Genomic DNA, 26,036 nt, shown 5'->3' with positions numbered 1-26,036 from the left:
GTGTGGTCGGGGCACCCCCTCGCTCGAAGCGCCGTTCGACCCGGTTCCAGCCGTTCCTCCACATATCCTGGGCCGATGGACAGCCTCGTCACCGTCGTCGTCGTCGACGACCACCCGTTCTTCCGCGACGGGGTGTCCCGCGGCCTGACGGCAAGTGGGCGGGTGCGGGTCGTCGGCGAGGCCGCCGACGGCATGGCGGGGCTCGAGCTGATCCGGCAGGAGAAACCCGACGTCGCGGTCGTCGACCATCAGATGCCGCTCATGACCGGCGTCGAGGTCGCGCATGCCGTCTCGCGCGACGGGCTGCCGACGCGGGTGTTGCTGCTCTCCGCGGTCACCGACGGGCCGATCGTCTTCCGGGCGCTCCAGGAGGGTGCGGCCGGTTATCTGTCGAAGGATGCCGATCGCGACGACATCGTCGGCGCGGTGACCCGGGTGGCCAAGGGCGAGACGGTGGTGCCACCGGAGCTCGCCGCCGGACTGGCCGGCGAGATCCGGGCGCAGACCCAGCGCGATGCGCCCGCGCTGAGTGAACGGGAACGACAGGTCCTCACCGGGTTCGCACGGGGGCAATCGATTCCGCAGGTGGCCGCCGAGCTCTACATCGGTGCGTCGACGGTCAAGACGCACACGCAGCGTCTGTACGAGAAGCTCGGGGTGTCCGACCGTGCGGCGGCGGTGGCCGAAGCGATGCGCCGTGGCCTCCTCGAGTAGCGCGGCCTCCTCGAGTCGAGGGGTCGACGTCGGCGGTGACGACAAGATCGCCGGGGCCACTCGGTATCTCGGCCTCGACGAGTTCGCCGACGAGCCGAGGATCCACGACATCCTGATCGATCACGCGATCCGCGGTATTCGGATTCAGGTGGTCCTGCGGCTGTTCCTGTCGGTGTTCGTGTTGCTGACCGTCAGTCTCGATCCACCCGCGCACGCGGAGACGTTCAGCGTCGTGACCGCAATCCTGTACGCGGCGTGGTGTATCGGTGGAGCGGTCGTCGTGGTCCGCCACGAGTCGGCGATGATCCGTTACTCGTGGATCGCGTTGCCCATCGACCTTCTCCTGCTCACCGCACTCGCCGTCGCGGCGAGCCGGTCCAACGAATTGAGTTGGACCACCGACGTTCTCCTCAGTGGTTTCGTCCTCGTGCCGATGATCGCGGCGATCGCCCTGCAGCCCAGGACATGTGCCGCGGTGGTGGTCGTCACGACCGCGGTGTACGCCGTCTCCTCCGCGTTGGCCCGCACGTCGAACGGCGAACCGTGGTCGGTGATCGTGCTGCGCATCCTCGTCGTCGCGGCGCTGGCCGTCGGCGCGATCCTGCTGTCCCGCTTGCAGCGATCCCGGGTGCGGACGATCGGGGCGCTCGCCGCCGAACGCGCCCGACTGCTCGATGCGACGATGGAGATCGAGGAGCGCGAACGGCGCGATCTCGCCGACAATCTCCACGACGGCGCCCTGCAGTACGTGCTGGCCGCGCGTCAGGAACTCGCCACGCTCCGTGATTCTGCCGACCCCGTGACCCTCGACCGCGTCGACGGTGCGCTGCGCGACGCGGCCCAACTCCTGCGTTCGACGCTGAGCGAGTTGCACCCGGCGGTGCTCGAGCAAGCCGGGCTGGCGGTCGCCCTGACCGATCTCGCGTCGTCGTTCGGCAGCCGCGCCGGAGCACCCACGGTCTCCGTCGACACCGCCGGATGGCCACCGGGGCTTCGTACCTCGGTCGATCCGCTGATATTCGCCACCGCTCGCGAACTGCTGGCCAACGTCGCCAAACACGCCTCCGCCACAACCGTCGAGGTCACCGCCGAGTTCGACGACGGGCGAGCGCGACTCGTCGTGGTCGACGACGGTGTCGGCCTGCCCGCCGACGTCGACGTCGAGGAGCTGATGCGGCAGCGACAGGCCAAGGGCCACATCGGACTTGCCTCGCGACGAGTGCGGATCGAGGGGGCCGGCGGCACGATGTCGCTCGCCGACCACCCCCGCGGCGGCACGGTCGCCATCGTGGAGGTACCCGCCCGCGAACAGTGAGGGCGTGTCCCCCGATCGGTGGAGGTGCGATTCAACCCCTCCATCACCCGGTCAGCGGAAACCACACACCGCCCCCGGCGAGCAAAGTCATTGGTGTCACCGAAACAACCCCACCACCACACCGGGAGCACACCATGAAGACCACCACCCGCATCGCCACCGCCACCCTCGGACTCGCCGCCGCCACCGGCATCGCCCTCGGCGCCGCCGGAGCAGCCCACGCCGGCACCCTGCCCATCACCCGCCCCGGCGAACCCACCGTCGCCATGACCATCACCAACCACACCGACAAGCCCGAATACCTCCAAGGCGCCAACGCCGACGGCGGCCAATGGGTCAACGCACCCCAACACATCCTCTACCCCGGCGCCACCGAAACCATCACCGCCACAGCCCCCTACAACAACCACCTCGACGTCAACGCCATCTACCGCATCGGACTGTTCGGCCCCACCGCCAACTACCAACTCACCAACCACCCCCACAACGTCAACACCGACATGACCACCATCTGGGGACCACACGCCCAGAACTACTGGATCAACCCACACATCGACACCGGCTACCCCCAGGTCAACGTCGGCTTCGACCAGTGGTGAGGATTCTCGAAAGGAGGATGAGGGAACGGTTCGGGGGTGGTGCTCCGCCCCCGAACCCCGCCCCTTTCACCATAAGCGAGGAGTAGGGGCTTGCGGCAAGGCCCCCGCGACCGTGCACAATCGCTCGACGACCGACACCGGGAGGCGATCGATGGCAGATATGGCGGACACACCGGAACGTTTCCGGGTCCACGAGTCCGGGGCGTACTTTCACGGCACGAAGGCCGACCTTCGCGTCGGCGACTTCCTGACACCGGGCCACCGGTCGAACTACCGTCCGGAACACGTCTCGAACTACGTCTACATGACCAAGGTGCTGGACGGCGCGGTCCTCGCAGCCGAGATGGCGGTGGGCGACGGTCGCCCCCGGGTCTACGTCGTCGAACCACAGGACGACGTACATGACGATCCGAACGTCACCGACAAAAAGTTCCCCGGCAACCCGACCCACTCGTACCGGAGTGCACAACCGGTGCGGATCGTCGGCGAGATGACCGACTGGGTAGGCCATTCGACGGATTACCTCCGGCAATTCCGCGCGGGGTTGGAGGCGCTTCGGCAGCGCGGCGACGCGGTCCTCTACGACTAGGTACGATAGCTCTCGTATGTTCCGCACGGAGGCACGCCGGGCGGTGTGAATGTGGAGAGAGGTGCGCGATGGCCGATGCCGACGGACATCCCGACGTCGACGAGTTCGACCTGTCCGCGGTGCTCCATGCACTGTCGGACACCAACCGACGGAGTGTGATCGCGCAGCTGGCCGCCGAACCCCAGGGGGCCGAACAGTTCTGCAGCGTGTTCGGGCTCCCCTGGGCGCCGTCCACGCGGACCCACCACTTCCGCGTCCTCCGCAAGGCCGGGCTGATCTGGCAGCGTGACGTCGGCAACGGCCGGATGACCAGACTGCGTCGCGACGACATGGACCGGGTCTTCCCGGGCCTGCTCGACGCGATCCTCGCCGCCGATACCGCGGACCGCGCGCCGGCCGGCTGAGGTTGCGGCACCTCCCCGGCCGCGCGTCAGGTCACCACGTGACCGGCAACGACACCGGACGGTGCACCAGCACCCCGGTCTCGAACTCGACCTCGGCGGGATCGACGGCGAGCCGCAATCCGGGGAACTCCGACGTCAGCCGGCGGAGCACCTCCACGATCTCCATCCGCGCCAGTGCCGCACCCATGCAGTGGTGCATGCCGTACCCGAACTGGAGGTGCCGCCGCCCCGAGCGCCGCACGTCGACCGTCCACGGATCCGGATACACCGCGGCATCCCGATTCGCCTCGTGCGCATCGGCATACACCACGTCACCCGGATACAGGACGCCGTGCTCGAGCCTCACCTCCGTGGTCGTCACCCGCGGGAAGGTCGAGATCCGGCCGAGCGGCAGCAGCCGCAACAGTTCCTCGGTGGCGGCCGGGATCTCGTCCGGGTTGTCGACCAGGTGGTTCCACAGCTCCGGGCGCGCCAGTGCCACGTAGGCGATCTTCGTCACCACCGACAGGATGTTCTGATCACCACCGACCAGCGATCCGAGCAGGATCGCCGCGTACTCACCGTCGGTGACCGGCGGCGACACCGTGTCACGCGCGGCGAGCAGGTCGCTGATCAGACCGGGCTCGACCGGCCGGCGTCCGGCGACCAGGTCGCCGATGTAGGTGTAGAGGGTCCAGAAGTCCTCCAGCAGCTGCGGTACGTCGGTGTCGTGCGCGAGCTGCATCTCCCGCGAGAGGTGGCGGAAGTAGGCGATGTCGGAGGCCGGGATGCCGAGGTAGTCGACGTTGACGCCGATGGTGAGCGGATCGAGCAGCGTGCCCACCAGGTCGGCCCCACCCGCCGCATGCTGCGTCCGCAGGTCGGCGACCGCTGCGTCGAGCACTCGCTGGACACTCGGGATGCGGCGGGCGATGGTGGCAGCGCTGTACGCCGACGCCACGAAACCCTTCAGCCGGCCGTGATCGGGATGATCGAGGTTCAGCAACATCTCGGTCGGCATGATCGTCGGCAGGAAGGTCGGGCCGTCGTCGACGTTGGTCTCCGCCCGCGCGAAGGTGAGGTCGGTGAGGACCTTGTGGACGTCCGCGTAGGACGTCAGGTGTGCGGCCGCGTGCCCGCTCGGCAGACGAATCTGTTCGAGTCCGCCCGCCGTCCGTTCGTCGATGGCGGTGTACATCTGCGGCGGCGAGATGTTCGGGATCGCACGCAGGTCGAACCGGACGGATGTGTCTGTGGCGCTGGTCATCTCAGATCTCCTTGTTCGGCGGGACGGTCGGTGGTGGCGGTCTCGGCGGTGCGGCTATCCCGGCTGCGCACCACCACGATGGCGATGGTGACGACGACGAGCAACGCGATCAGCACACCGACGGTGGTGACTAAGGCCGCGCGATAGACGTCCGGATGCCCGAACTGGCCGGCGGCGGTGTCGTCGGCCGCCGCCCCGGTGAGATGCGCGCCGACCACGGTGGAGAGGACCAGTGCATAGCCGGCGACGAACACCGCCTCGCTGCCGATCCGGAAGAAGTTCAGCAGGCCCGCCGCGGTTCCCGACCTCTGCGCCGGCACGACGGAGAGGGCGTGACCGTCGACCAGTCCGATCGGGAGACCGAAACCGAAGCCCAGCAGGATCATCGGGACGATGAGCCACGCGATCGATCGCTCCTCGGTGAGCAGCAGGACACCCACGTTGCCCAGCAGGAGGGCACCGAGGCTGAGGTAGACGACCACCCCGACGGTGAGCGCGCGGACGCGGGTGATCAACTGTGCCACCGCGAGCGGAGCCACCAGTACCGGGATCGTCATCGCCAGCATCACGAGACCCGAGGCGCCCGCGGACAGGTCTTTGATACCGCTGAACGCGGACGGCAGGTAGGTCAGGAGCGTCACGAACCCGATGGACCCGGCGACGGGAACAAGGCACATCGCCAGGAACTCCCGGTTGCGGAGCAACGACAAGTCCAGGATCGGTGCCTTGTCACCGGCGACCGGTCGCGCGGCCGGGAGCACCCGGGAGCCGACGGCGGCCGCCGCCAGGATCACCGCGTGCACGATGAACACCCCGCGCCAGCCCGCGAACGACACGAGCACACCCGAGATGGTCGGTCCGAGAGCGAGACCCAGGCCGTTCACCGTGCCGAAGATGGCGAATGCATGCGTGCGTCGGTCGCCCTCGAAGGCATTGGACAGCATCGAACTCGACCCCGTCAGGATCGCGGCAGCGCCGATGCCGGCGACCACCCGGGCGGCATCGAGGACGAGGAGTGTGGGGGCGGCGGCACTGAGGACGCTGCCGACGGTCACGAGAACCGCTCCCGCGGCGAATGTTGTGCGGTGGCCGATCCGGTCGCTCAGCGCGCCCCAGACAAGCGTCGCGAGTGCGAAGGCTACGTTGAACCCGTTGACGACCCATTGCAGTGCAGTGGGATTCGAGCCCAGATCACGTGAGATCAGCGGTAATGCGATCGCGGTGCCGGCGATCGCGGTCGGGGTGACGAACTGCGCCGCGAGGACGATCGGCAGCGTCCATCTACTGGGCGCCTCGGACTGCCCTTCGGCCGATGTGGCGGTGGCTGATGCGGTCTCGTCGGTGGTGGCCGACATGGGATCTCCCTTCGTTCGGTCATGTGGATCGATCGGGCGGAGTACGACTAGCGGCATCGTAGCTACGATGTTATTAGTAGGTACCATCGCTGTCGTACGGGTGCAACAGGAGGACTCATCGAGATGGCCAGTTCCCAGAGTCGGACCGACGTCGTGATCGTCGGGGGTGGGCCGGTCGGAATGCTGCTGGCCGCCGAACTCGCACAGCAGGGCACCGCGGTGACGGTGTTCGAGACACGGACCGAGGTCGACGAACGGCCGCGGGCGGGTACGGTGCACGCGCGCTCGATCTCGCATCTCACGCGGCGCGGGTATCTGCCGTCTGTGCGCGCCGACGACATCGTCCGGAACGCATGCATGACGCGACGCACCCCATTCCAGTTCGCCGCCCAGCCGGTGCTCTCGATCACCGCACCGGCCGTCGAGGCCGCGCCGATCGCCGGCATCCCCCAGGCCCGCCTCGAAGCCGCGTTCGAGCACAGGGCCCGGATCAGCGGTGCGCGAATCCTGCGTGGCCACACCGTGACCGCCATCCGACACGGGGACGCGTCGGTGACGGTCGACGCCGTGGCCGAGCAGGCCGGCGACACGGTCACGATCGACGCGAACTGGGTGGTCGGGGCCGACGGCGCGCGTGGGCCGGTAGCCGCGGCCGGCGACTTCCCCACCCGCACCTACCCCGCCACGATGAGCGCGATCGCCGGGCTGGCGATCGCCCCGGGGGCCGACGCACCACCGCCCGGATGGCACCCGACCCCGTCCGGGTGGACACTGCACAACCCCGATCCCGGTGGGCCCACCCGGATCATCGCGATGGACTTCTCGGGACCCGCGACCGTCCGGGACGTCCCCGGGACCGATGAGTATGTCGATCGCCTCGGTGCAGTTCTCGGCAGAACTGTTGAACTGCAGAAGATCTCGCACCTGACCCGGTTCAGTGACCACGGCCGGCTCCGGACCCGGATGCGTGACGGCCGGCTGTTGCTCGTCGGTGATGCCGCCCATGTCCATTACCCGCTCGGTGGACAGGGACTCAACACGGGGATGCAGGACGCCTTCACCCTCGGGTGGCGTCTCGCCTGGGTGAGCAGCGGTGCCGCAGACGACTCGATGCTCGACGACTGGTCGCGTTCGCGGGTCGGGGTGGCCGAGGCGGTCGTCGCCAACACCGTCCTGCAGTCGCGGATGATGGACCCGGCGAAGACCGACCTCCGCGATGCGGTGGTGACCATGCTGGCCGTGCCGGCGATCCACGACGCGGTCGCGGAGCTCATCAGCGGACAGTTCCAAGCCGGATTCCAGCACGACCTGGTGGTGACCGAGGACGACGGCACGGTCCACACGCTGGCCGAACTGCTCTCCGCGGGGCGGTATGTGGCGATTCGGCCGGACGTGAGTGCCCCGGTACCGGGAGCGGAGCGAGCGGGCCGGATCAGCACGGTGCCGGGAGCGGAGCGAGCGGGCCGGATCAGCACGGTGCCGGGAGCGGAGCGAGCGGTACCCGGGCCGGTGGTGGTCACGGGCAAGGTGACCCCCGAGCAGCCCTGGGTGAGTGCGCTGATCCGACCCGACGGTTACCTCGAGGCCGTCGGGTAGGTTCACGCCACCAGGCGTGCCGCGACCGCCGACCGGACATCCCGGACCGCCTGGGCCGCGTCCACGAAGCGGATCGCGGTCCAGCCGGCTTCCCGTGCGGCCGCACAGTTCTCCTCGAGGTCGTCGAGGAGGATGCAGTCCGCGGGGTCGATGCCGTTGCGGCGGGCAGCGAGATCGAAGATCTCCGGATCCGGTTTGCGGACACCGACCTTGCAGGAGTCGACGAGGTCGGTGACCACATCGTCGAGCCCGACCATCGGCCGCCAGTACGCCTCCCACTCGACGACGTTGTTGCTGAGGATTCCGACTCGCAGACCCTCGTCGGCGAGTTCGATCGCGAGGTCGCGCACCGGCTCGTTGACGACGTGCCCGGTGAACCACTGTCTGCCGAAGTCGGGTTCGCTGCGGGACAGGTCGAGGTCCGGGTCCTCGGCCCGTAACGCCCGGTGCAACCGGGCGACCCAGTCGCGTTCGTCGAGCAGAGCCAACTCGATGGGCGCCAGCGGGGGCAGCCCGTATTCCTGCCCCACGACCGCGATCGCCCGCTTCAGCGCGTCCGATGGGATGCCGGTGTTCTGCTCGTAGAGACCGAACAGGTCGTCGAGCGCCGGCGAGAGGACACCGCCGAAGTCGAACCACACGAACGGTCCCCGACGGGCGGCCGTCTCCGTGTTTCTCGATGCTGCGGTCACTGGACCATCGTCCAGACGTCGACCGGGAGGAGTTTGAGATGCACCCAGCCGGTGGCGATCACGTCGCTGTCCTGGGTCAGTTCGATGTCGGCGAGTGCACCGCGACCGTCGTCGTCGGCTTCCACGGTGGACCGTGCGACGGTGTCGCGTTCGAACTCGCCGAACTTCGTGAACTCGATGCGCAACCGATGCATCACCATGCGGCTGGTGTCCAGGCCGAGCGTCGCGTTGGCCGCTGCCATCGCGACCTGTCGGGCGGCCTCGAACTGCAGCATGCCGGGCACGTGGTCCAGCGCATGATCGAACAACGACGGGTGGTTGGTGTCGATGATGGTGAGGGCGTTGAGTTGTGGGCCGGCCAGTTCGGGATTGGCGAGGATCGCGTTGCGCGGGTTGTGGCGCCCGACCGAGTTCGGGCGCATCCGGGCGACGTGACTCACCGGCGGGATGGTGTGCTCCGGCGGGAGGCCCAGGCTCTCACGTCCGCGTTTGCGGATCTTCTTCCACGCCGCCGACGGCATCCACTGGTAGGTCATCGCCTCGCGGGCGGCGACCCGTCCTTCGATGGAGGCGACCATCTCCAGTGTGAGACCGATGATCTGGCCTTCACGCAGCTTCTCGTGGACCACGCGCGCCTCGATCACGCAGTGTCCGGGGCAGGCACCGATCCGCAGGGTCTCCTCGTCGAGGATCTCGAAGTCGGCGGCCCCGAAGATGAACTTCTCTGATCGGTCGGCCCCCACGAAGGTGTGGGCGTAGTAGATCGCCACCTGGCGGAACACCTCGATCAGAAGGAGCGGGTCGTAGGTGGTCGCGGTGCCTCGGTGATCGCTGAAGTACGAGTGGTTGCGCGGTAGTTGCGCTGCGAAGGTCGCCCCGTCCGGTGTCTGTTGGGCGTCGGTAAGGAAGACCTCGGCGATGGATTCGCGATGGACGATGCCGCGCGGGATGTTGCGGTCGAACGACAGTTCTTCGAGTGTGATGGACACGTCGTGCCTTTCTGTTGTCGGACTGCTGGTTTCGGACGTCGTACTCGTGGTGGATCGGCTAGCCGGTGCGGACGGCGATGTCGTACGCCCAGCCGTTCACCGAGTTGCGGGGTGGATCGAACAGTGAGGTGAGCCCGTGGACCTCGGACGTCGCGGCGACGCTGTTGCGATCCGTGTAGAGCGGGATCGCGACGGCGTTGTCGAGGATGTATCCGGTGACCTTGTCGAACAACTCCTTTCGCGTGTTCTGATCGGTCGCGCGGGTGGCATCGAGCAGCCAGCGGTCGACCTGTGGATCGGCGAGCTTGGAGCCGCCGACGATGGAGCCGAGGGTGATCCCGTCGATCTGGCCGTAGGTCAGATCGGGTTTGGTGGACCCGAAGGCCCGGTTCAACTGCAGCGACAGGTCGAGACCGCCGACCTGCCGGGGGAACGCCTGATAATCGTTCTGCGCGAGGAGGTCATAGACCTGGGCGTTCTCGACGTACTTGAGTTCGACGTCCACGCCGAGGTTCTGACGGAGTTCGGCCTGCCATGCCTTGAGGACATCGTCCTGCGGGTAGGTCGGCGTCGTCGCGACGAGGCGGATGGTCAGCCGCTGCCCGGCGTCGTTGGTCCGGATGTCCCCGTCCTGGCCCGAGGTCCGCCATCCGGCTTCGTCGAGCAGCTTCTTCGCGAGAGGCAGATCGGCGGGTGCCGCGTCGTCGTACTTGGCGTCGAAGTACTTGCTGTCCGGGGAGATCAGGCTCCACGCACGCTCCTGACTACCCTTTGTGACCGACTCGACGAGCGACTCGAGGTCGACGCCACGACTGATCGCCCGCCGCACCCGCACGTCCCGGGTCGCGCCGTCGGTGACGTTGAGCATGATGACGGTCGTCGATGCGGCGGAACCGGTCTGGGCGTACTGGAAGCCGGACACGTCCTTGAACAGCGGGATGTCGGTGGCCTTCACCGTCCCGATCGCGTCGACCTCACCGCTGCGCAGCAGGCCGGCCCGCGTCGAGGCCTCCGGGACGTACTTGACCACGACGTCGTCGACGTGAGCCGGTCCCGTGTGACGCGCGGTCGCCGGACCCCATCGGTAGCCGGGGTTCTTGCGGAAGTGGATCTCCTGGCCCTGCACGACCCGGTCCAGGATGAACGGTCCCGAGCCGATCATGTCCGCTCCGCTGGTCAGCGTGGCCTTGTCACCGCGCAGAGTGCTCGGCGCGACGATCGCGCCGCTCAGCCCGGCCAGGGTCGACAGCAGGTCGGCCCGCGGTTGGGACAAGGTGAGTCGCACCGTGGTGGGATCGACGACCACGACGTCGGACACGCTCGAGTACTGGAGGAGACCGTTGGTCGTCCACGACGGATAGTTCGGATCGCGCAGGGCGTCGAGATTCGCCTTGACGGCTGCGGCGTCGAGCTTCTCGCCGTTGGAGAAGGTGACTCCGTCGCGGAGGCGGAACTCGTAGGTTCGACCGTCCGGGGAGATCGTCCACGACGACGCCAGCCAGGGGTGGAAGTTCTCGTCGGCATCCTCGGAGATGAGGCTGTCGTAGGTGTTGCGCAGCACCTGCGACGCGTCGAACGCCGACCCGTAGTGCGGATTCAGGCCGCGTTCGGGGTACTTGTCGAGGGCGATGGTGAAGGTGCCGCCCGGTGCGGGCTCGCCCGACGGCGCCCCGCCGCCGCTGCCGGGTTCGGGGTCGGCCGCACAGGCGCCGACCACCAGCAGGCCGACGACCGTGCCAACTGTGACGATGAGTCGACGGAGTCTGTTGTGTATGAGGCTGTTTCGTGTCTGTCTGCTACGCACGGTCGGAACTCTTTCGGGCAGGGGCCGGATCGGCCGGGTCGGTGCGGTCGGCGGCCGACCGCAGGGTGGGGATGGAGTCGAGAAGCGCTCGGGTATGGGGGGAGGACGGTGACGCGAACACGTCGCGGGCAGGTCCCTGCTCGACGACGCGGCCGCGGTGCAGCACGAGCAGGCTGTGACACAGCTGCCGGACGACGGCGAGGTCGTGGGAGATGAACACCAGGGCCAGATCGCCGGTCTCGGCCAGTTCCCGCAGGAGTTCGAGGATCTGCGCCTGAACCGAGATGTCCAGTGCCGAGACCGGTTCGTCGCAGACGATCAGTCGTGGCCGGGCACCCACCGCGCGGGCGATGTTGACCCGCTGGCGTTGCCCGCCCGACAGCTCGCGCGGATGGCGTCCGGCGACGTCCGCGGGCAGGTGAACCGCGTCGAGCAGCCTTCGGACCTCGGCGGCACGGGATGCGGAGCCGGACCGCCCGGACGGGAGGCCGGCGGCATCGAGCGCCTCGGCGATGACCTCACCGACCAGGTACCGCGGATCGAATGACGCCACCGAATCCTGGGCCACCAGACCGATCTGGCCGATATGAGCCGCTGCGGGGTGCGGTGCATCGAGGAATCGGAGTTCCCCGGCGTCCGGACGGGTGAGACCGGTGAGCATCGACGCGATGGTCGACTTCCCGGACCCGGACTCGCCGACGACGCCGAGGACCTCCCCGGGCCGGACGTCGAACGAGACGTCCCCGACCGCCGTCACCGGCCGTCCGAGGACGCGGTAGGACTTGGTGAGCCCGGCCGCGGACACCACCGGGGTGCGATCGTCGGCCACGACCGGCGGTCTCGCCGAACCCCGTGGCACCGCGTCGATCAGGGCTCGTGTGTAGGGGTCACGCGGATCGTCGATGACCTGGCGGACGGGACCCGATTCGACGATGCGGCCCTCACGCATGACGAGCACCCGGTGGGCGACCGCCGACACCACGGCGAGATCGTGGCTGACGAGGATCACCGCGCGACCCGCCCGCGCCTGCGCCACGATCAGGTCGAGGACCTGTGCCTGGACGGTGACGTCGAGCGCTGTGGTGGGCTCGTCGGCGATCACGAGGTCGGGGTCGCCGGCGAGGGCGGCGGCGATCAGCGCACGCTGGCGCTGCCCGCCCGACAGCTGGAAGGACCGCTGCCTCCGCCTGACCTCCGGGACGTCGAGACCGACGGACCGGAGGAGATCGTCGACGCGGGCCGCGCGTTCGCGCCGGGACACCCTGGGACCGCTGGTCAGACCCTCGGCGACCTCACGCCCGATCGTCCGCAACGGGTCCAGCGCGGTCAGTGCGTCCTGCAGGATGAGGCCGACACCCACCCCGCGCAGGCGTCGCCAGTCCTTCTCGCCATGACCGGACACGTCCTCGCCGAGGACCTCGAAGCGGTCGGCGCGGACGTGTGCCGTGTCGCCGGCCAGACCGACGAGACTGCGTGTGGTGACCGACTTCCCGGAACCGGACTCACCGACGATGGCGAGGACCTCACCGCGGCGGATCTCGAGATCCACCCCGGTGACCACTTCGGGTCCGGCACCGAATGCGATGCGCAGGTTGGTGACCCGGACGAGCGCGTCGGTGACGACACCCTCGCTTGCCTCGGACCGGGCCACGGTGAGCGTCATCGCGCGACCCTCCGCTCGAACCGGCGTTGTGCCGCGCGGCCGAGCACCGTCGTCGCGATGACGGTCGCGGTGACGGCCACACCGGGGAACAGCACCGACCACCACGCGATCCGGAGATCATCACGAGCCTCGGCCAGCAGCGCTCCCCACTCCGGCGTCGGGGGCTGGGGTCCGAAGCCGAGGAAACTCAGCGCCGCCGCTCCCAGGATCGAGGTACCGAGCCCCAGGGTGACGAGGACGGGCAGTGTGCCGATCGCGTTGGGCAGCGTGTGTCGCAGCACGATTCGCCACCGCGATGGGGTGAGGAGACCGGCCTGGGCGACGAAGGCCGAGCGGTGCACGAGCGAGGTCTCGGCGCGCATCACGCGTGCATAGCGCGGTGCCGAGGCGATCCCGATGGCGACGATCAGGTTCGCGGTCCCCGATCCGGTCAGCGCGATCAGGACCAGGGCCAGCAGGATCTCCGGGAAGGCGCCGAGCAGGTCGAAGAACCGGGAGAGCACGGTGTCGACGACGCGGTTGCCGAGACCGGCGAGCAATCCGGCGGGCACGCCGATGGCCACGGCGAGCAGCGTCGCGGCGACACCGATGAAGAGCGAGAGTCGCGCGCCGTGGACCACACGGGTCCAGACGTCGCGGCCGAGTTGATCGGTGCCGAACGGGTGGGTGAGCGACGGAGCCTGGTGAGAGATCGCCAGATCCGTGTGCAGGGGGTCGCCCGCCGCGAACACCGAGGGGACGGCAACCGCGAGGGCCAGCGCGACGAGAAAGCCTCCGGCCGCCCACGTCCCGGCCGTGCCCGGCAGGGTCAGCGCGGGCCACCGTCGTTGCGACAGCGACAGACTCGTCATCGGACACCCTCCTTCAGTCGCGGGTCGATCCACACGTAGGTGAGGTCGATGAGGATGGTGACCGTCAGATAGATCACCGCGGTCAGCAGGGCGACGCCGAGGACGACCGGGAGGTCGGAGTAGGTGACCGCCTCGACGGTGACGGTGCCGAGTCCGGTACGCCCGAAGACCTCCTCGACGACGACGGTGCCGGTCAGGAGTCCGCTGACGGCCCAGCCCGCCAAGGTTGCGGCAGGCAGCAGCGAGTGCCGCAGTCCATGGGTCAGTCGCAGGCGGGTCGCAGAGATCCCGCGGGCGCGGGCCGTCACCGCGAACGGTTGCTCCAGCGCGCGTTCCACGCCGCCCCGCATCACCTGCGACAGCACGGCCGCGATGGGGAGTGCCAGGGTCAGCGCGGGCAGGATCAGGCGCTGGAGCTCGGTGCCCGAGGTGACCGGCAGTACTCGCAGGGTGAAGGCGAACACCCAGATGAGGATGAGACCGACCCAGAAGGCCGGCGCCGACGCGACGGCGAGCTCCACGCCGCTGATCGTGCGCGAGAACCAGTTTCGCCGACCCGCGGTGAGTACCGCGAGCGTCGGGGCGATGAGCACGACGAACAGGAGGGCGAGGCCGGCGAGCTGCGCGGTCGCCGCGAGCTGTTCGCCGAACAGGACGTCGGTGACGGCCTCGCCGCGGACGTAGGAGTAGCCGAGGTCGCCGTGCAGCACGTCGCCGAGGTAATCGACGTACTGCACAGCCAGGGGTCGGTCGAGACCCCATTCCTGCTCGACCTGAGCCCGGAGGTCGGGGTTGCTCGATTCACCCATCACCGCGGTGACCGGATCACCGGGCGCGAGGTGAATGGCGAGGAAGGCGAGAGTGGCGGCGGCCCAGATGGTTACGAGTGCGGACACCGCGATCGCGAGCACCCGCCGCGGGGCCGAGCGTCGTCCCGGTGCAGTGATCGGGACCGGTGCGGCGCCTGCCGAGCCGGTCGGGGCCGTAAGGGTGGGCGCGTCGGTGACGAGCCTCCCCGCCGTGTTGTCGGCGTCGGAGAGGCCCCGCGTCGCGGTCATCGCTCGATCGGGGTGCCCACGATGCTCCCCCACTCGGTCCACGACCCGTCGTACACACGCACACGGGGGTCGGAGAGGATGTCGGTCACCACGAGCCACCCCAGCGCTGCGCGATGCGAGAGTCGGCAGTAGAAAACGAGTTCCGTGGCGTCGGCGGCGTCGAGGCCGGCGACCCGGCGGCGCAGTGCGTCGGCGGGCAGCACCCGGCCGGCGTCGTCGAGCAGTTCGTTCACGTGCAACGGACGCGCACCGGGGATGTGACCGTGCCGCTGCGCCCCGTGATCGATCGGCTCGGTGTCCGGCGCGACCCGCTCGCCCGCGTACTCCTCGGGCGTGCGCAGGTCGACGATCACGGACTCGGAGTCGATCGCCCGCCGTACCCCGTCCCGGTCGATCACCGCGGACGACAACGGCGTCACCAGCGGGAGCGCCGACGCGGGCGTTCGCCGCTCGACGGTCGGGGAGGTGCCCGTCGGTGACCCGTGTCCGAGTTCCCACGCGGGAAGGCCCCCGTCGAGGTAGCGCAGCTCACCGCCGACACCGACGACGCGCGCCACCCAGATGGCGTAGGCCGCGAATTGCGCTGGGCGCCCTGCGAAGACCACGATCCGGTCCTCGCCCGCACCCAGCACTCGCAGCCGCTCCGCGAGGTCCGCGGGGTCGGCGAACCGACGGCTGGTCTCGTGCCACAGGAGGCGCTTCCAGAACACGGAACGCGCGCCGGGGATGACTCCCGGGCCGTCTACATGATCTGGATCGTCGGTGACCTCGATGACGACGACGTCCGGGTCCGGCAGACGACGCGCGAGCCAGTCGACGCCGACGAAGGCGGAGGCCTCCGGGTGGGGCGACTCCGAGGCGACAGCGCTCGGATCGACGGTGTCCACAACGTTGGTCACAGGACCTCCTTCCTCAGTTCGGGGCCCGGGAAGTCGGGCAGATGAAACATAAGCAGCCGACCCGGCATTGGTGAATACAAAAATCACGTCGGTCCGAAGTATGTTCTCAACCCGGCTTGATCACATAACTTCTCCCAATCCGATCCACCGACTCCCGCCCCTGATGCGAAGGACAGCCACCGATGCCCGACCGCCGCGACGATCTCGTGTGTTCCGCCTCCGAACTGGTGCGCCGACGCCCACCCGGGCTCGTGCTGCTCGACGTCCGTGTCGATGCCGGCGGCCTCTCGGACCGCGAGAACTACTTGCGCGGCCACCTCCCGCACGCCCACTTCGTCGACATCGACGCGGACCTCGCCGGGGAGGTCACGGCGGCGTCCGGTGCGCGGCCGTTGCCCGAGCCCGCGGCGCTGACGCACTCCCTGCGCCGGTGGGGGCTGACCGACGACAGCCCCGTCGTCGTCTACGACGACTCGAGATCCACCGCGGCGGCACGCGCCTGGTGGGTGCTGCGCTGGGCCGGGTTGTCCGACGTCCGGGTCCTCGACGGCGGCCTCCGTGCGTGGATCGCTGCCCACGGTCCGATCGCGATCGGTGAGGAACCACAAGGCAACGGGGACATCGAGGTCACCGGTGGTTCGATGCCGGTGGTGGACACCGACGACGTGGCCCGGTTGGTACGCTCCGGTGTCGTCCTCGACGCCCGCCCCGAGGCCGACCACCTCGGTCACGGCCACATCCCGGGTGCTGTCGCCGCCCCCGTCTTCGACGACCTCGACGCCCACGGCCGACTCCGCGACCACGCCGACCTGGAGGCGCGCTACCGCGCGTTCGGGGTCACCGATCCCGGGATCGAATCCGCCTCCTACTGCGGCAGTGGCGTCGCCGCCGCCCTGCAGGTCCTGGTCCTCGAGTCCCTGGGTGTCCGGGCTGCGCTCTATCCGGGCTCGTTCTCGCAGTGGTCCGCCGATCCGGCGCGCCTCGTGATCCGTGGGGCGCTCGCCGGGGCCCCGACCTCGGTCCGTCTCGGAGGTATCGCGTGAGTGCGGACCGTCAGGTCATCCTGAACGCCAACCTGATTCCGGGGGGGACCATCGGCAGTCCGTGGCGGCGGGCCGCACCCGACGGCGGGCACTTCGTCACCATCGAGCACTACGTCGACGTCACACGGGTGGCCGAAGCCGGCCTGCTGGACGCGGTCTTCTTGGCCGACTCTCCCGACCTGCAGGCCAAGGACTGGAACTCCCCCAGCCGTCTGCTCGACCCGTTCATCGCGCAGGCGGTCCTGGCGGCGCACACCGAACGGATCGGGCTCGTCGTCACCGCGACGACGTCGTACAGCGACCCGTACAACCTTGCCCGCCAGTTCGCCTCACTCGACGCGGTCTCCCACGGGCGCACCGGTTGGAACGTCGTCGTGACCGGCGGCGATGCGGCTGCCCGGAACCACTCGCTCGACGCGGCCCTGCCCAAGGAGCAGCGGTACGAGCGGGCTGCGGAGTTCCTCGAGGTCGTCACCGCACTGTGGGATTCGTGGGAACCGGGTGCACTGGTCGCCGATCGGGGTTCCGGCCGATATCTCGACCCCGCGCGGATCCACCCGATCGACCACAAGGGCGCGCACTTCCGGGTCGAGGGGCCGTTCAAGGCACCACCGCTGAGCGACGGCCGGCCGGTGCTGATCCAGGCCGGCGCGTCCACACACGGCGTCGAACTGGGTGCCCGCACCGCGGACGCGATCTACTCGGCGCACACCGATCTCGAGTCGGCGCAGCGCCGGCGCGGGGAGATCCGGCGACTCGCCGCCGACGCCGGGCGTGACCCCGACACCGTCAAGCTGCTGCCCGGTCTGATCATCGTGCTGGCCGACACCGAGGAGGGTGCGCGCCGACGGGAGCGCGAACTCACCGATCTGATCCCCGACCACGTGCAGATCGCGAATCTGGCCGCCCGTCTGGACATGCACGCCGATGATCTCGATCTCGACGCGCCGATCCCATGGGACAAGATCCCGACCGAGGCCGAGGTTCCCGGGTCACGAGGCCAGCGGGCGGTCTTCCTGGAGTTCGTCCGGCGCCGTGGTCTCGACACCCGCGGCGCCGCCCGCCTCCTCGCCGCCGGCGGCGTACACGTGACGGTGGTCGGGACACCGGAGCAGGTGGCCGATCACATCGAGACCTGGTTCCGCTCCGGTGCCTGCGACGGATTCAACGTCATGATGGACGAATTGCCGTCCGGACTGGAACTGTTCGTCGACACGGTGGTACCGATACTGCAGCGGCGCGGGCTCTTCCGCACCGAGTACGCGACCACCACGCTTCGAGGACACTACGGCCTGTGAGTACCCACCCGTGACAGCCAGGACGGTCATCGCGCCTCGTTCCTCGCTGTTCGTCCAGGTCCGTACGGGCCCGCCGACCGGCTCGGTCTACCGGTCGGCCATCGACCTGGCCGTCGAGGCCGAGCGCCTGGGATTCCACACGATCTGGTTCGCCACGCGCCATTTCGGCGCCCACTCGGCGGCACTTCCGACGCCGTTTCCCCTGCTCGCCGCAGTGGCCCAGCGCACCAGCCGGATCCGGGTGGGCAGTGGCGTCGTCGCATTGCCCTTCGAGAACCCGGTGCGGCTCGTCGAGGACGCGGCGGTCACCGACGAGTTGAGCGACGGCCGTCTCGAACTCGGCGTCGGCAAGGGCCTCGGCTTCGGCCTGTCGGCGACCACGTATGCCGGTTTCGGTCTCGCACAGGATGATCGGGAGGCGCTCTACGCCTCGCGGCGAGAGGCGCTGCACCGGCTGCTCGAGACCGGCCAGGTGGCGCCCGGGGTGCCCGTACATCCGGACCCCCGGTCGCTGCGAGCGCGGGTATGGCAGTCCACGGGTGACCAGGAGACCGCACGGCACGCCGCACGCTCCGGCGACGGCCTGCTGGCACACACCGCTTCCGAATCGGCCGGCCCCGGCGGCGCCGACGAGTTGATCGACGCCTACCTCGACGCGTTCCGGCCCGACGGCCCGGGGCACCCGTCACCGCGGGTCGGTGGCACGATCGCCGTTGTTCCCGGGGAGACCGACACCGATGCTCGGGACATCTTCGACCTCGACATCGCCACGAGTCCGGCCTATTACGCCGACAAACTCGACGATCGTGATGCGGCGACCTACCGCGCCGATCTCGCCATCCACTGCGGGGACGTCAGCACGGTGGTCGACGCGGTACGCGACAGTCCGCTGGTCACGCGATCCACGGACTGGCTGTTCCATGTCCCGCTCGCACTCGACCACGACCGATACCGGGAGTGCATGGCGCGGATCGCCACGCAGATCGTCCCGGCACTGTCGGTCCTGCGCGCCCAATACATCTGAGATCGCCTCGCCGACAGTCGTTTCGAGGGACTTTCAGTCAAGGAATTCGCGGTGCACGGCGCCCGCGACGGCCGCGACGGCATCCGCGAGCTCCGCGATCGCGCCCGGATCGTCGGGCAGTTGCGGCACCGCGATCCGCAACAGGCCATGACCCAACGGGTCGACGAAGGATCGCGCTCCGGAACCGACGTGAATCCCGCGGCGCGCCAACTCGATCTGGGCGCCGGTCTCGTCGCGCACCTCGGCCCACAACACCAGGCTGTTCGGACCCGAGCGGGCACGAACCCCGCGTGCGGTCAACTCGGCGAGCAGCGACTCGCGACGGTTCCGATAGCGCGTGCGTGCGGTCTCGATGACGGTGTCGGTCTCCGGATCGGCGATCAGATGCGCGAGGGCGTTCTGCAGGATGCGGCTGTTGGCCGCGATGCCGTGGACGCGGAGCCGGATCGCCCGGTTGATCAGTTCATCGCTGCCGCCGATGACGCAGGTCTTGATGTCCATGCCGAAAGCCTTGCAATAGCTGCGGACACGCACGGTCCGCTCGGGGAAGTGCTCACCGAGTGATGGCGCCTGGGCGTCGGCGAGCGGACCCACGGCGTCGTCCTCGACGATCCACGGGCTGCGGTCCGTGTCGGCCATGATCGCGACCAGTTCCGACCGACGGGCCGCGGTGAGGGTCCCGCCCGCCGCATAACCGCCCTCGGGTTGCAGGACGATCACGGCGGGGTCGGTGTCCAGCGCGGCGGAGAAGGACTCTGGGCGAGCACCGGACTCGTCCGACGCGATCCCGACCACGCGGTATCCCACCTCGGCGAGCGTGTCGAGGAAGCCGGGCATCACCGGCTCCTCGACGGCGACCACCGAGCCCGGCGGTGCCGCCGCCTCGACCGCCAGCAACAGACCCTCCGACCCGCCGCCCGCAGCGACGAACGATGCCGCCTCGAATGGCCAGTCCCCCACCACCGCATCGTGGAGTCGGCTCGTGATGTATTCGCGCCCCGGATGATTGAGATGATCGGATCGAAGTCCGGCCGACAGCGCACGCGCGAGATCGGGCTGCAGTGCGTAGTCGGGGCTACCGGTGAGCAGATCACGGTCGGCCCAGGACGGAGTCGCCGCGGCGGAGTTCACGACCACCGTGCCACCTCGGCGGTTCGTCTCGATCAGCCCCTCCCGCCGCAATTCACCCCAGGCCGACACGATCGATCGTGTGCTCAACCCCGATCGGTGTGTCAGTTCACGGATGGTCGGGAGGCGGGTGCCGACGGCCAGCTTGCCGTCCCGGATCAGGCGTGAGGTGACGTCGCGGACCTGGTCGGACGTCCGGGAGCCGTTCGCCGACAGTGAGGACACCAACAGATCCGTGCCATCAGTCACCGTCATCGGTCCACCGCGGAGCTCACGAGGACAGTATGCCCGTTATGTGATCATTGGTCGAGAGTTTGGTTGCATCGGGACGAAAACATAGCGAACCGGAATGCCGTGTCCCTCGTACCGGGGTTTGACTTCAGCCGCACTTGAAGTTGCAGCCTGTCCTCGTGATCGCAACAGTCTTCGACCGCCACGGCCCACCCGACGTCTTACGTCTCGCCGAACTGCCCGACCCCGAACCCGACGTCGGGGAGGTCCGCGTCCGCGTTCGGGCAGCGGGGGTGCAGCCGTTCGATCTCGCGGTGCGCAAGGGCACGATGCCCTGGGTGACCCCGGTGTTTCCCCAGCAGATCGGCCAGGAGTTCTCGGGGGTCGTCGACCTCGTCGGAGATGGGGTCACCTCGGTGGCACCTGGAGACGCGGTGCTCGGCTCGACGATGCTGCGTGGTCAGGCATCGATGGTGGTCACGTCGGCCGACACGCTGGTCCCCAAGCCCGCCGACCTGGACTTCGCCACCGCCGCGGGGCTGGTGGCCGCCGGGCAGACGGCGACCGGGGCCTTGGAAGAGCTCGGCGTCGAGCCGGGCGACGTGCTCCTGATACATGCTGCCGCGGGTTCGGTGGGAACCCTTGCGGTGCAACTCGCACGACTACTCGACGCCACCGTCATCGGGACCGCGAGCGCGGGCAATCACGAGTACCTCCGCGACCTCGGTGCGATCCCCGTGGCCTACGGGCCCGGACTCGTCGACGAGATCCGGGCCACCGGCCTCATACCGTCGGTGGCGCTCGACGCCGCGGGACGCGGGGCAGTCTCCGCGTCCGTGGAACTCGGAATCGATCGAGCCCGGATCGGCACCATCGTCGACGACGAGTCCGCGGCAGCGCTCGGCACGCGGGTGGTTCGGGCGCCGCGAGATCCGGCGCGCCTGGCCCGGGTGGTGGATCTGGCGGGGCAGGGCCTTCTGACGATGCCGATCAGGACCTATTCGTTGTCCGACGTCGTCGCGGCGCATGCTGCGGTCGAGACCGGCCACGGACGAGGGAAAGTGGTGGTGACGATCGACGACTGAGCGCGGCCACACGCACCTCCGGACCGCGCTGTTCTGCACGTCTCGGCTGAGACCGCTCCCGCGCCCGTCGGACCTACAGCCGAGGTCACCGATATCCGGCCGCACGCAGGGCGGCGAGCAGTTCCGACCGGGATCCGGCGTCGAGGCGGCGCCGGATCCGGGCGACGTGATGCTCGACGGTCTTCGCCGAGATGTACAGTCGCTCACCGATTTCCCGGTGGGTCAATCCTTGCAGCAGTTCGTGCGCGACCTCTGCCTCGCGCTCGGTGAGCGGCCCGCCGGCCGACGGAGTGCGGTGCCGGTCCTCGCCGGCCGATCGCGCGGTGTCAAGGAGGCCGGCCGCGGTCGACGGATCGTCGGCACGCAGAGCGGCCATACCCGCCAACCGGGCTGCCTCCCAGTGCAACCCGACACTTCGCAGCGCGTCGACGGACCCGGGGACCTCGTCCGCGGCGGTCTCGGCGCCGGCGTCGGTGCCATCGAGGGTCAGAGACACCCAGGCGTGGGCACTCCTCGCCAGCAGTCGGGCCGTCCGGTCCTGCGCAGCCGCGCGGTCCAGACGCGCCAACCGGTGCGCCACGGCGGAGTCATCACGTGCGATGGCCGCGGCCTGTACCCCCGCGAAGTCCCAAGACGCCGACCACGCCGGGGGGTTGTCGAGAGCCGCGAGCAACCTGTCGGCCGCGTCGACATATCGGGTGATCGCCGGCACCTGCTCGAGACACGCTGCGCCGATCCAGAACTCGCCGAGCGAACGCAGCAGATAGAGGTCCGCCTCCGTGGCGGCGAGCAGCGGCAATCCGTGCTGCCACGCCGCGGTCAGCGCCGGGATGTCACCCTGGCGTCGGGCCAGTCCCACTCGGATCGCCTGCCACCGAAGCCGATCGGACATCGCCACCGGATCGTCCGACGGCAACAGACGTGCGGTTGCCTCGAGATCACCGGCCGTCAGCGCGATCTCGGCGTCGATGAGAGCTCGCCCCGACTCCGGTGCCGCCGTCCGGATCGTCTGCGCGGCAGCGATGTCACCGTGGTTGAGCATCATCGCGACGGCCGCCTGCAGGATCCGGATCGCGTACGGCCCCCGTGACGCGGAGCCCCCGGCGGAGAGGCCACGGATCACGGAGTCCACCGCATCACCGGCGATCGTGTCACCCGCTTCTCCTACGGTGGCCAGCAAGCCGCGGACCACCATCGACCGAGCGGCCCGACTCGCCACCGGCGCGCGGCCGCGGTCCGCCTCGGCGATGGCGGTGACCGCCGCACGGTCGCCGACTGCGAGCAGCGAGACCGCGGCCGAAAGGGACTGCGTACTCGTCGAATTCGATCCGAGCCAGCGATACAGGTCGGCGGCGTGTGAGGCGAGACCGCGATGCGCGGCGACAGTGGCGGCGAGCTCTACCCACTCCTGCACCCCGGGGTCGGTCGGGCCGGCCGCCTCCAGCCGCTGATCGGCGACGGCGCCCGCACCGTCGAGGTCACCCGACGACAGGGCACGCTGCGCCATCAGCAGCCGGACGTCATCGCGTCCCGGCTCCACCCGATCGGCGGCCCGGAGGAGGACCACCGCCCGCGCAGCGGTCGCGTCGGCAGCACCGGCCAGTAACGCGTCGACGATGCGTGGGTCGTCGACGCCCGCCTCGGCCGCGAGCAGGGCGGTGTCGGGGGTGAGTTCGGCCGCGCGTAGACCGGCTGCCACGGAGTTGTGCCGGAGCTCGTCGATCCGCCGGTCGCCCAGCACATCCCGCAGCGGCCCGGCGGCCGCCGAGACGAAGACGTCCGATCCGCGCAGCAGACCACACCCTCGTGCCCGATCGATGGCCCCGGCCGCGTCGGCCCGGTCGACGCCGGTCGCATCGGCGACGCTGTCGGGGTCGAGTGGTGCCCGGACCGAGGCGAGGGCCAGCACCGCCAGCGTCAGCGGATCGAGCCCGCGCAGCAGCCGGTGATGCCATTCGCGGGCAACCTGATCGACGATCGCGATCACGTCGGCCGCAGGCTCGCCGACGATCTGCGGGACGCCGCCCGCCGCGTTCCGGATCGCCGCGAGCGCGGTGTCGACGAGTACTTGCGCACCACCACAGCGTCGACGGATCTGCGACGCCATGGTCGGTTCGAGCGTGATTCCCGCGCGGGCCGCGCGGGTCAGGACATCAGCGGTGCCCACCGCCTCCAGTTCGAGGACGGCGCCGTACGGCCGGGCGCGGTCGCGGAGTAGGCGGACGTTCGGGTCCAGTTCCCGCGGTTCGGTCGTGGCGATCAGCCCGATCGTCCCGGCGTCGAGCATGCTCAACGTGGTCGCGATCACGGGAGCGGGCCACAAGTGCATGTCGTCGGCGAGGACGAACACGGGGCCGGTCTCGCCGCCCGCGGGCAGGCCGACACTCACCGGCAGGCCCCGCCGCCGAAGCTGCTCGTGCACGGCGCCCAGCAGCGCCGACCGGCCGCTGCCCGGGGTGCCGACGGCGACGGCACACAGCGGATGGCCCCGGTGCGCACGGTCGACGACGCTCGTCACCCACGACGTGGTGCGCGACACGGGGGGCGAGGGGTCCGGTCGGTCGCCGATCGTCGAGACCGATGTCGTCGGCGTCATCGAACAGTCCACACCAGACCGGGAGTCAACGGGCTCAGCAGTCGACGCCGACGACGCCGGTCACGCCGCACACGATCCGACCGGTGCCGTCGAGGACCCGGCCGGGCACCTCCAGGACCTCGCCGGCCGTCCCGCCGCCGCCGGTGTTGCCACCGGTGCCGGGCTCGGGGAGTTCCGGCTCGGGCTGGCTGGGCGCCGGCGGGCCGCCCGGTGCCGACGGGACCGACGGCACAGCAGGTGCCGGCGCGGGTGCCGGCGCCGGTGCCTGACGCCCGGGGGTCGTTCCGGGGGCAGGCGCGCCACCCGTCGGCGCGTTGGTGGCGGCCCGTCCCGGTGTGCCGGTTCCGGCGCCGGGAGCCCGGGTGCCGGCACCGGTCGCCGGCGCCGCAGTGGTGCCGGGCCGTGCACCCGCCACGGTGGTGTTCCGGCCGCCGCCGGGGTTCTGCGTCGAGCTGGCCGTTGTGGTCGCCGCACCCGCTGGTGGGGGTGTGGCCTCGCCGACGGAGCCTACGAGTCCGGTACCGACGGAGAGTCCGGTGGCCGTGACCAGGGCCAATGCGGCGGCCCCGAGCGTGATCAGCGTCCCGCGCTTGCGCCGCGACAACCGTGGGGCGGGCTCGGTCAGCGGAGTGCTCGGAGCCGGGACGATCTCGCGGAGCGGCCGGTCTTCGGGTGAGGCCGGGACGATCGATGCGGTCGTCGCGACGGCCGCGGGAGTGATCGCCGACCGCTGCGCGGCGAGCGCCGCGCCCGCCAGGAGCGCGCCACCGGCTGCCGATGCGGAGGCCGGATCGGAGTCGAGGACGACCGGCAGGCGCAGGGTCGAGGACAGCATCTCGGTCACGAGTGGGATCGCGGCACCGCCGCCACCGAGGACAACCGCGCTCACCCCCGCCGGCTTCAGTCCTGCGGCAGCCGTTCCGGAGTCGACATCGCCCGCGGAGGCGGCAAGAGCTTCGCGGACGAGGGCAACCGATTCCATGACGGGCGCGCGGAGCAGATCCTCGATGTCGTCGCGGACCAATCGCGCCTCGGTGTGGACGGCTCCGATCCGCACTCCGACGACGGTGTCGGTGTCGACCGACAACGACTCCTTGGCCCGTCGGCAGTCGGCGCGCAACCGATTGACGTCGTCGAGGATCGCATCACTGCGCTGCGGATCGGCCAGACCCGAGTCGACCTCGGCGTCGGCACCGGTCACCCGAAGCGTGTGCGCGAGCACCAGGCGATCGAACTCGTTGCCGCTCACGGTGTCCAGGTGCACTGGCCGGCCGAGGCGGACCGGGTCGGAGCCGGTGGCCAGGACGGAGACGGTGAGGCCGGCGGCGCCGAGATCGCAGACGACGGCGGTGCCCTCGCCGAAGGCGCCCTCGGCGTGTTCGGCGGCGGCCAGGATCGCCTGCGATTCGGGCACCCAGGTGGTCGACTCCGCCGGCACCGTGTCGGGGTGGGCCGCGAGCGCCGCCCGGGCCTCGTCGACGGCTTGATCGGTCCAGTTGTCCGGAAACACGACACTCATGTGCAGATCGTCGAACGACGTCGAGTCCGCGCCGAGGTCGAGCCGGGTGATCAGCGCCGCGACCGCGTCGGCGTAGATGTCGGCGGCCGCGATCGTGCGTCCGTGCTCGTCGAGCATCGGTACCGGGTCGCCGACCCGTCCGAGGAAGTCGTCGGCATCGACCAGAGCGGACGTCTCGACCGAGACCGCACCCTCCCAGGACTGTTCCGAAGCAGCTACCGCGACGCTGTTCGCGGTTCCGATCTTCACACCGATCCCGATGGCCATGACGGTCACTCCTGTTCGCACCTGCAGACGGTGGTCGGTGACGGTCGCTCATCTCGTGAGCTCACCGTCGA

At 69.7% G+C, this 26,036-nt stretch carries 22 protein-coding genes; 10 read left to right on the top strand and 12 right to left on the bottom strand.

Features of this window, described 5'->3' with window-relative positions; genetic code table 11:
* Window positions 1-75 precede the first annotated feature (75 nt).
* The 5 genes from AC3B6C_RS08240 to AC3B6C_RS08220 all read left to right on the top strand — a co-directional run bounded on the left by AC3B6C_RS08240 (window position 76) and on the right by AC3B6C_RS08220 (window position 3,621).
* On the top strand, window positions 76-714 hold the full coding sequence (locus AC3B6C_RS08240) for a response regulator (RefSeq protein WP_010844013.1): 639 nt from the start codon (window positions 76-78) through the stop codon (window positions 712-714).
* Window positions 698-2,029: a sensor histidine kinase gene (locus AC3B6C_RS08235; RefSeq protein ID WP_488375644.1), complete on the top strand. Its 1,332-nt coding sequence runs from the start codon at window positions 698-700 to the stop codon at window positions 2,027-2,029. The genes AC3B6C_RS08240 and AC3B6C_RS08235 overlap by 17 nt, the downstream gene beginning before the upstream one ends.
* A 134-nt stretch (window positions 2,030-2,163) precedes the next feature.
* Window positions 2,164-2,628 (top strand): hypothetical protein, encoded by a 465-nt coding sequence (locus AC3B6C_RS08230; protein WP_488375624.1) that lies wholly within the window; start codon window positions 2,164-2,166, stop codon window positions 2,626-2,628.
* A gap of 160 nt (window positions 2,629-2,788) precedes the next feature.
* The gene (arr, locus tag AC3B6C_RS08225) at window positions 2,789-3,217 is read left to right on the top strand and encodes an NAD(+)--rifampin ADP-ribosyltransferase (protein ID WP_488376236.1); all 429 of its coding nucleotides are present in this window, start codon (window positions 2,789-2,791) and stop codon (window positions 3,215-3,217) included.
* A 68-nt stretch (window positions 3,218-3,285) separates the two neighbouring features.
* On the top strand, window positions 3,286-3,621 hold the full coding sequence (locus AC3B6C_RS08220; protein WP_055477060.1) for an ArsR/SmtB family transcription factor: 336 nt from the start codon (window positions 3,286-3,288) through the stop codon (window positions 3,619-3,621).
* 31 nt (window positions 3,622-3,652) lie between these two features.
* Here AC3B6C_RS08220 and AC3B6C_RS08215 read toward each other — a convergent pair whose 3' ends face one another.
* Entirely contained in the window at window positions 3,653-4,867 is a 1,215-nt protein-coding gene (locus tag AC3B6C_RS08215) for a cytochrome P450 (RefSeq protein ID WP_488375643.1), read from the bottom strand.
* Window positions 4,864-6,222, bottom strand: a complete 1,359-nt coding sequence (locus tag AC3B6C_RS08210; protein ID WP_488375642.1) for an MFS transporter — start codon at window positions 6,220-6,222, stop codon at window positions 4,864-4,866. Before AC3B6C_RS08210 ends, AC3B6C_RS08215 begins: the two co-directional genes overlap by 4 nt.
* A gap of 123 nt (window positions 6,223-6,345) precedes the next feature.
* On the opposite strand from AC3B6C_RS08210, the gene AC3B6C_RS08205 reads away from it, so the two are divergent.
* Complete coding sequence (locus AC3B6C_RS08205; RefSeq protein WP_488375641.1) at window positions 6,346-7,818, top strand: FAD-dependent monooxygenase; 1,473 nt, start codon at window positions 6,346-6,348, stop codon at window positions 7,816-7,818.
* Between the two features lie 2 nt (window positions 7,819-7,820).
* Here AC3B6C_RS08205 and AC3B6C_RS08200 read toward each other — a convergent pair whose 3' ends face one another.
* The 7 genes from AC3B6C_RS08200 to AC3B6C_RS08170 are packed head-to-tail and all read right to left on the bottom strand — an operon-like array spanning window position 7,821 to window position 15,774.
* Window positions 7,821-8,510, bottom strand: a complete 690-nt coding sequence (locus AC3B6C_RS08200) for an HAD family hydrolase (protein ID WP_488375640.1) — start codon at window positions 8,508-8,510, stop codon at window positions 7,821-7,823.
* On the bottom strand, window positions 8,507-9,499 hold the full coding sequence (locus tag AC3B6C_RS08195) for an AfsA-related hotdog domain-containing protein (RefSeq protein WP_488375639.1): 993 nt from the start codon (window positions 9,497-9,499) through the stop codon (window positions 8,507-8,509). The genes AC3B6C_RS08200 and AC3B6C_RS08195 overlap by 4 nt, the downstream gene beginning before the upstream one ends.
* 58 nt (window positions 9,500-9,557) lie before the next feature.
* Complete coding sequence (locus AC3B6C_RS08190) at window positions 9,558-11,303, bottom strand: ABC transporter substrate-binding protein (protein WP_488375638.1); 1,746 nt, start codon at window positions 11,301-11,303, stop codon at window positions 9,558-9,560.
* Window positions 11,296-12,966: an ATP-binding cassette domain-containing protein gene (locus AC3B6C_RS08185; RefSeq protein WP_488375637.1), complete on the bottom strand. Its 1,671-nt coding sequence runs from the start codon at window positions 12,964-12,966 to the stop codon at window positions 11,296-11,298. Before AC3B6C_RS08185 ends, AC3B6C_RS08190 begins: the two co-directional genes overlap by 8 nt.
* Window positions 12,963-13,817: an ABC transporter permease gene (locus tag AC3B6C_RS08180; RefSeq protein ID WP_488375636.1), complete on the bottom strand. Its 855-nt coding sequence runs from the start codon at window positions 13,815-13,817 to the stop codon at window positions 12,963-12,965. Before AC3B6C_RS08180 ends, AC3B6C_RS08185 begins: the two co-directional genes overlap by 4 nt.
* A complete protein-coding gene (locus AC3B6C_RS08175; RefSeq protein WP_055477068.1) occupies window positions 13,814-14,875 on the bottom strand; it encodes an ABC transporter permease in 1,062 nt (353 codons plus the stop codon). The genes AC3B6C_RS08180 and AC3B6C_RS08175 overlap by 4 nt, the downstream gene beginning before the upstream one ends.
* A complete protein-coding gene (locus tag AC3B6C_RS08170; protein ID WP_055477069.1) occupies window positions 14,872-15,774 on the bottom strand; it encodes a sulfurtransferase in 903 nt (300 codons plus the stop codon). The genes AC3B6C_RS08175 and AC3B6C_RS08170 overlap by 4 nt, the downstream gene beginning before the upstream one ends.
* Window positions 15,775-15,956: 182 nt before the next feature.
* On the opposite strand from AC3B6C_RS08170, the gene AC3B6C_RS08165 reads away from it, so the two are divergent.
* Genes AC3B6C_RS08165 through AC3B6C_RS08155 form a run of 3 tightly spaced genes read left to right on the top strand, consistent with a single transcriptional unit; the run spans window position 15,957 to window position 19,139 of the window.
* The gene (locus tag AC3B6C_RS08165) at window positions 15,957-16,817 is read left to right on the top strand and encodes a sulfurtransferase (RefSeq protein ID WP_055477070.1); all 861 of its coding nucleotides are present in this window, start codon (window positions 15,957-15,959) and stop codon (window positions 16,815-16,817) included.
* Window positions 16,814-18,115 (top strand): NtaA/DmoA family FMN-dependent monooxygenase, encoded by a 1,302-nt coding sequence (locus AC3B6C_RS08160; protein WP_488375634.1) that lies wholly within the window; start codon window positions 16,814-16,816, stop codon window positions 18,113-18,115. Before AC3B6C_RS08165 ends, AC3B6C_RS08160 begins: the two co-directional genes overlap by 4 nt.
* 10 nt (window positions 18,116-18,125) lie before the next feature.
* Window positions 18,126-19,139 (top strand): LLM class flavin-dependent oxidoreductase, encoded by a 1,014-nt coding sequence (locus AC3B6C_RS08155; protein ID WP_488375632.1) that lies wholly within the window; start codon window positions 18,126-18,128, stop codon window positions 19,137-19,139.
* A gap of 33 nt (window positions 19,140-19,172) precedes the next feature.
* On the opposite strand, the gene AC3B6C_RS08150 is transcribed toward AC3B6C_RS08155, so the two are convergent.
* Window positions 19,173-20,522, bottom strand: a complete 1,350-nt coding sequence (locus AC3B6C_RS08150; protein ID WP_488375631.1) for an aminotransferase class I/II-fold pyridoxal phosphate-dependent enzyme — start codon at window positions 20,520-20,522, stop codon at window positions 19,173-19,175.
* Between the two features lie 155 nt (window positions 20,523-20,677).
* On the opposite strand from AC3B6C_RS08150, the gene AC3B6C_RS08145 reads away from it, so the two are divergent.
* Window positions 20,678-21,583 (top strand): NADP-dependent oxidoreductase, encoded by a 906-nt coding sequence (locus AC3B6C_RS08145; protein WP_488375630.1) that lies wholly within the window; start codon window positions 20,678-20,680, stop codon window positions 21,581-21,583.
* An 85-nt stretch (window positions 21,584-21,668) separates the two neighbouring features.
* Here the strand turns inward: AC3B6C_RS08145 and AC3B6C_RS08140 are convergent, their stop codons facing one another.
* Window positions 21,669-24,179, bottom strand: coding sequence for a LuxR C-terminal-related transcriptional regulator (locus AC3B6C_RS08140; protein WP_488375629.1), 2,511 nt, complete (start codon window positions 24,177-24,179; stop codon window positions 21,669-21,671).
* A 34-nt stretch (window positions 24,180-24,213) separates the two neighbouring features.
* Window positions 24,214-25,965, bottom strand: a complete 1,752-nt coding sequence (locus AC3B6C_RS08135) for an Hsp70 family protein (protein WP_488375628.1) — start codon at window positions 25,963-25,965, stop codon at window positions 24,214-24,216.
* Window positions 25,966-26,036 lie beyond the last annotated feature (71 nt).

It is taken from the genome of Gordonia sp. 11cp, assembly GCF_057767225.1.
This window is presented reverse-complemented; position numbering and strand designations above follow the sequence as displayed.

Bases quoted from the DNA above. Each gene is read 5' to 3' on its own strand.
- AC3B6C_RS08240 (WP_010844013.1), top strand. From the start codon at position 76: ATGGACAGCCTCGTCACCGTCGTCGTCGTCGACGACCACCCGTTCTTC.
- AC3B6C_RS08230 (WP_488375624.1), top strand. From the start codon at position 2,164: ATGAAGACCACCACCCGCATCGCCACCGCCACCCTCGGACTCGCCGCC.
- arr (WP_488376236.1), top strand. From the start codon at position 2,789: ATGGCGGACACACCGGAACGTTTCCGGGTCCACGAGTCCGGGGCGTAC.
- AC3B6C_RS08220 (WP_055477060.1), top strand. From the start codon at position 3,286: ATGGCCGATGCCGACGGACATCCCGACGTCGACGAGTTCGACCTGTCC.
- AC3B6C_RS08215 (WP_488375643.1), bottom strand. From the start codon at position 4,867: ATGACCAGCGCCACAGACACATCCGTCCGGTTCGACCTGCGTGCGATC.
- AC3B6C_RS08210 (WP_488375642.1), bottom strand. From the start codon at position 6,222: ATGTCGGCCACCACCGACGAGACCGCATCAGCCACCGCCACATCGGCC.
- AC3B6C_RS08205 (WP_488375641.1), top strand. From the start codon at position 6,346: ATGGCCAGTTCCCAGAGTCGGACCGACGTCGTGATCGTCGGGGGTGGG.
- AC3B6C_RS08185 (WP_488375637.1), bottom strand. From the start codon at position 12,966: ATGACGCTCACCGTGGCCCGGTCCGAGGCAAGCGAGGGTGTCGTCACC.
- AC3B6C_RS08180 (WP_488375636.1), bottom strand. From the start codon at position 13,817: ATGACGAGTCTGTCGCTGTCGCAACGACGGTGGCCCGCGCTGACCCTG.
- AC3B6C_RS08175 (WP_055477068.1), bottom strand. From the start codon at position 14,875: ATGACCGCGACGCGGGGCCTCTCCGACGCCGACAACACGGCGGGGAGG.
- AC3B6C_RS08165 (WP_055477070.1), top strand. From the start codon at position 15,957: ATGCCCGACCGCCGCGACGATCTCGTGTGTTCCGCCTCCGAACTGGTG.
- AC3B6C_RS08150 (WP_488375631.1), bottom strand. From the start codon at position 20,522: ATGACGGTGACTGATGGCACGGATCTGTTGGTGTCCTCACTGTCGGCG.
- AC3B6C_RS08140 (WP_488375629.1), bottom strand. From the start codon at position 24,179: ATGACGCCGACGACATCGGTCTCGACGATCGGCGACCGACCGGACCCC.
- AC3B6C_RS08135 (WP_488375628.1), bottom strand. From the start codon at position 25,965: ATGGCCATCGGGATCGGTGTGAAGATCGGAACCGCGAACAGCGTCGCG.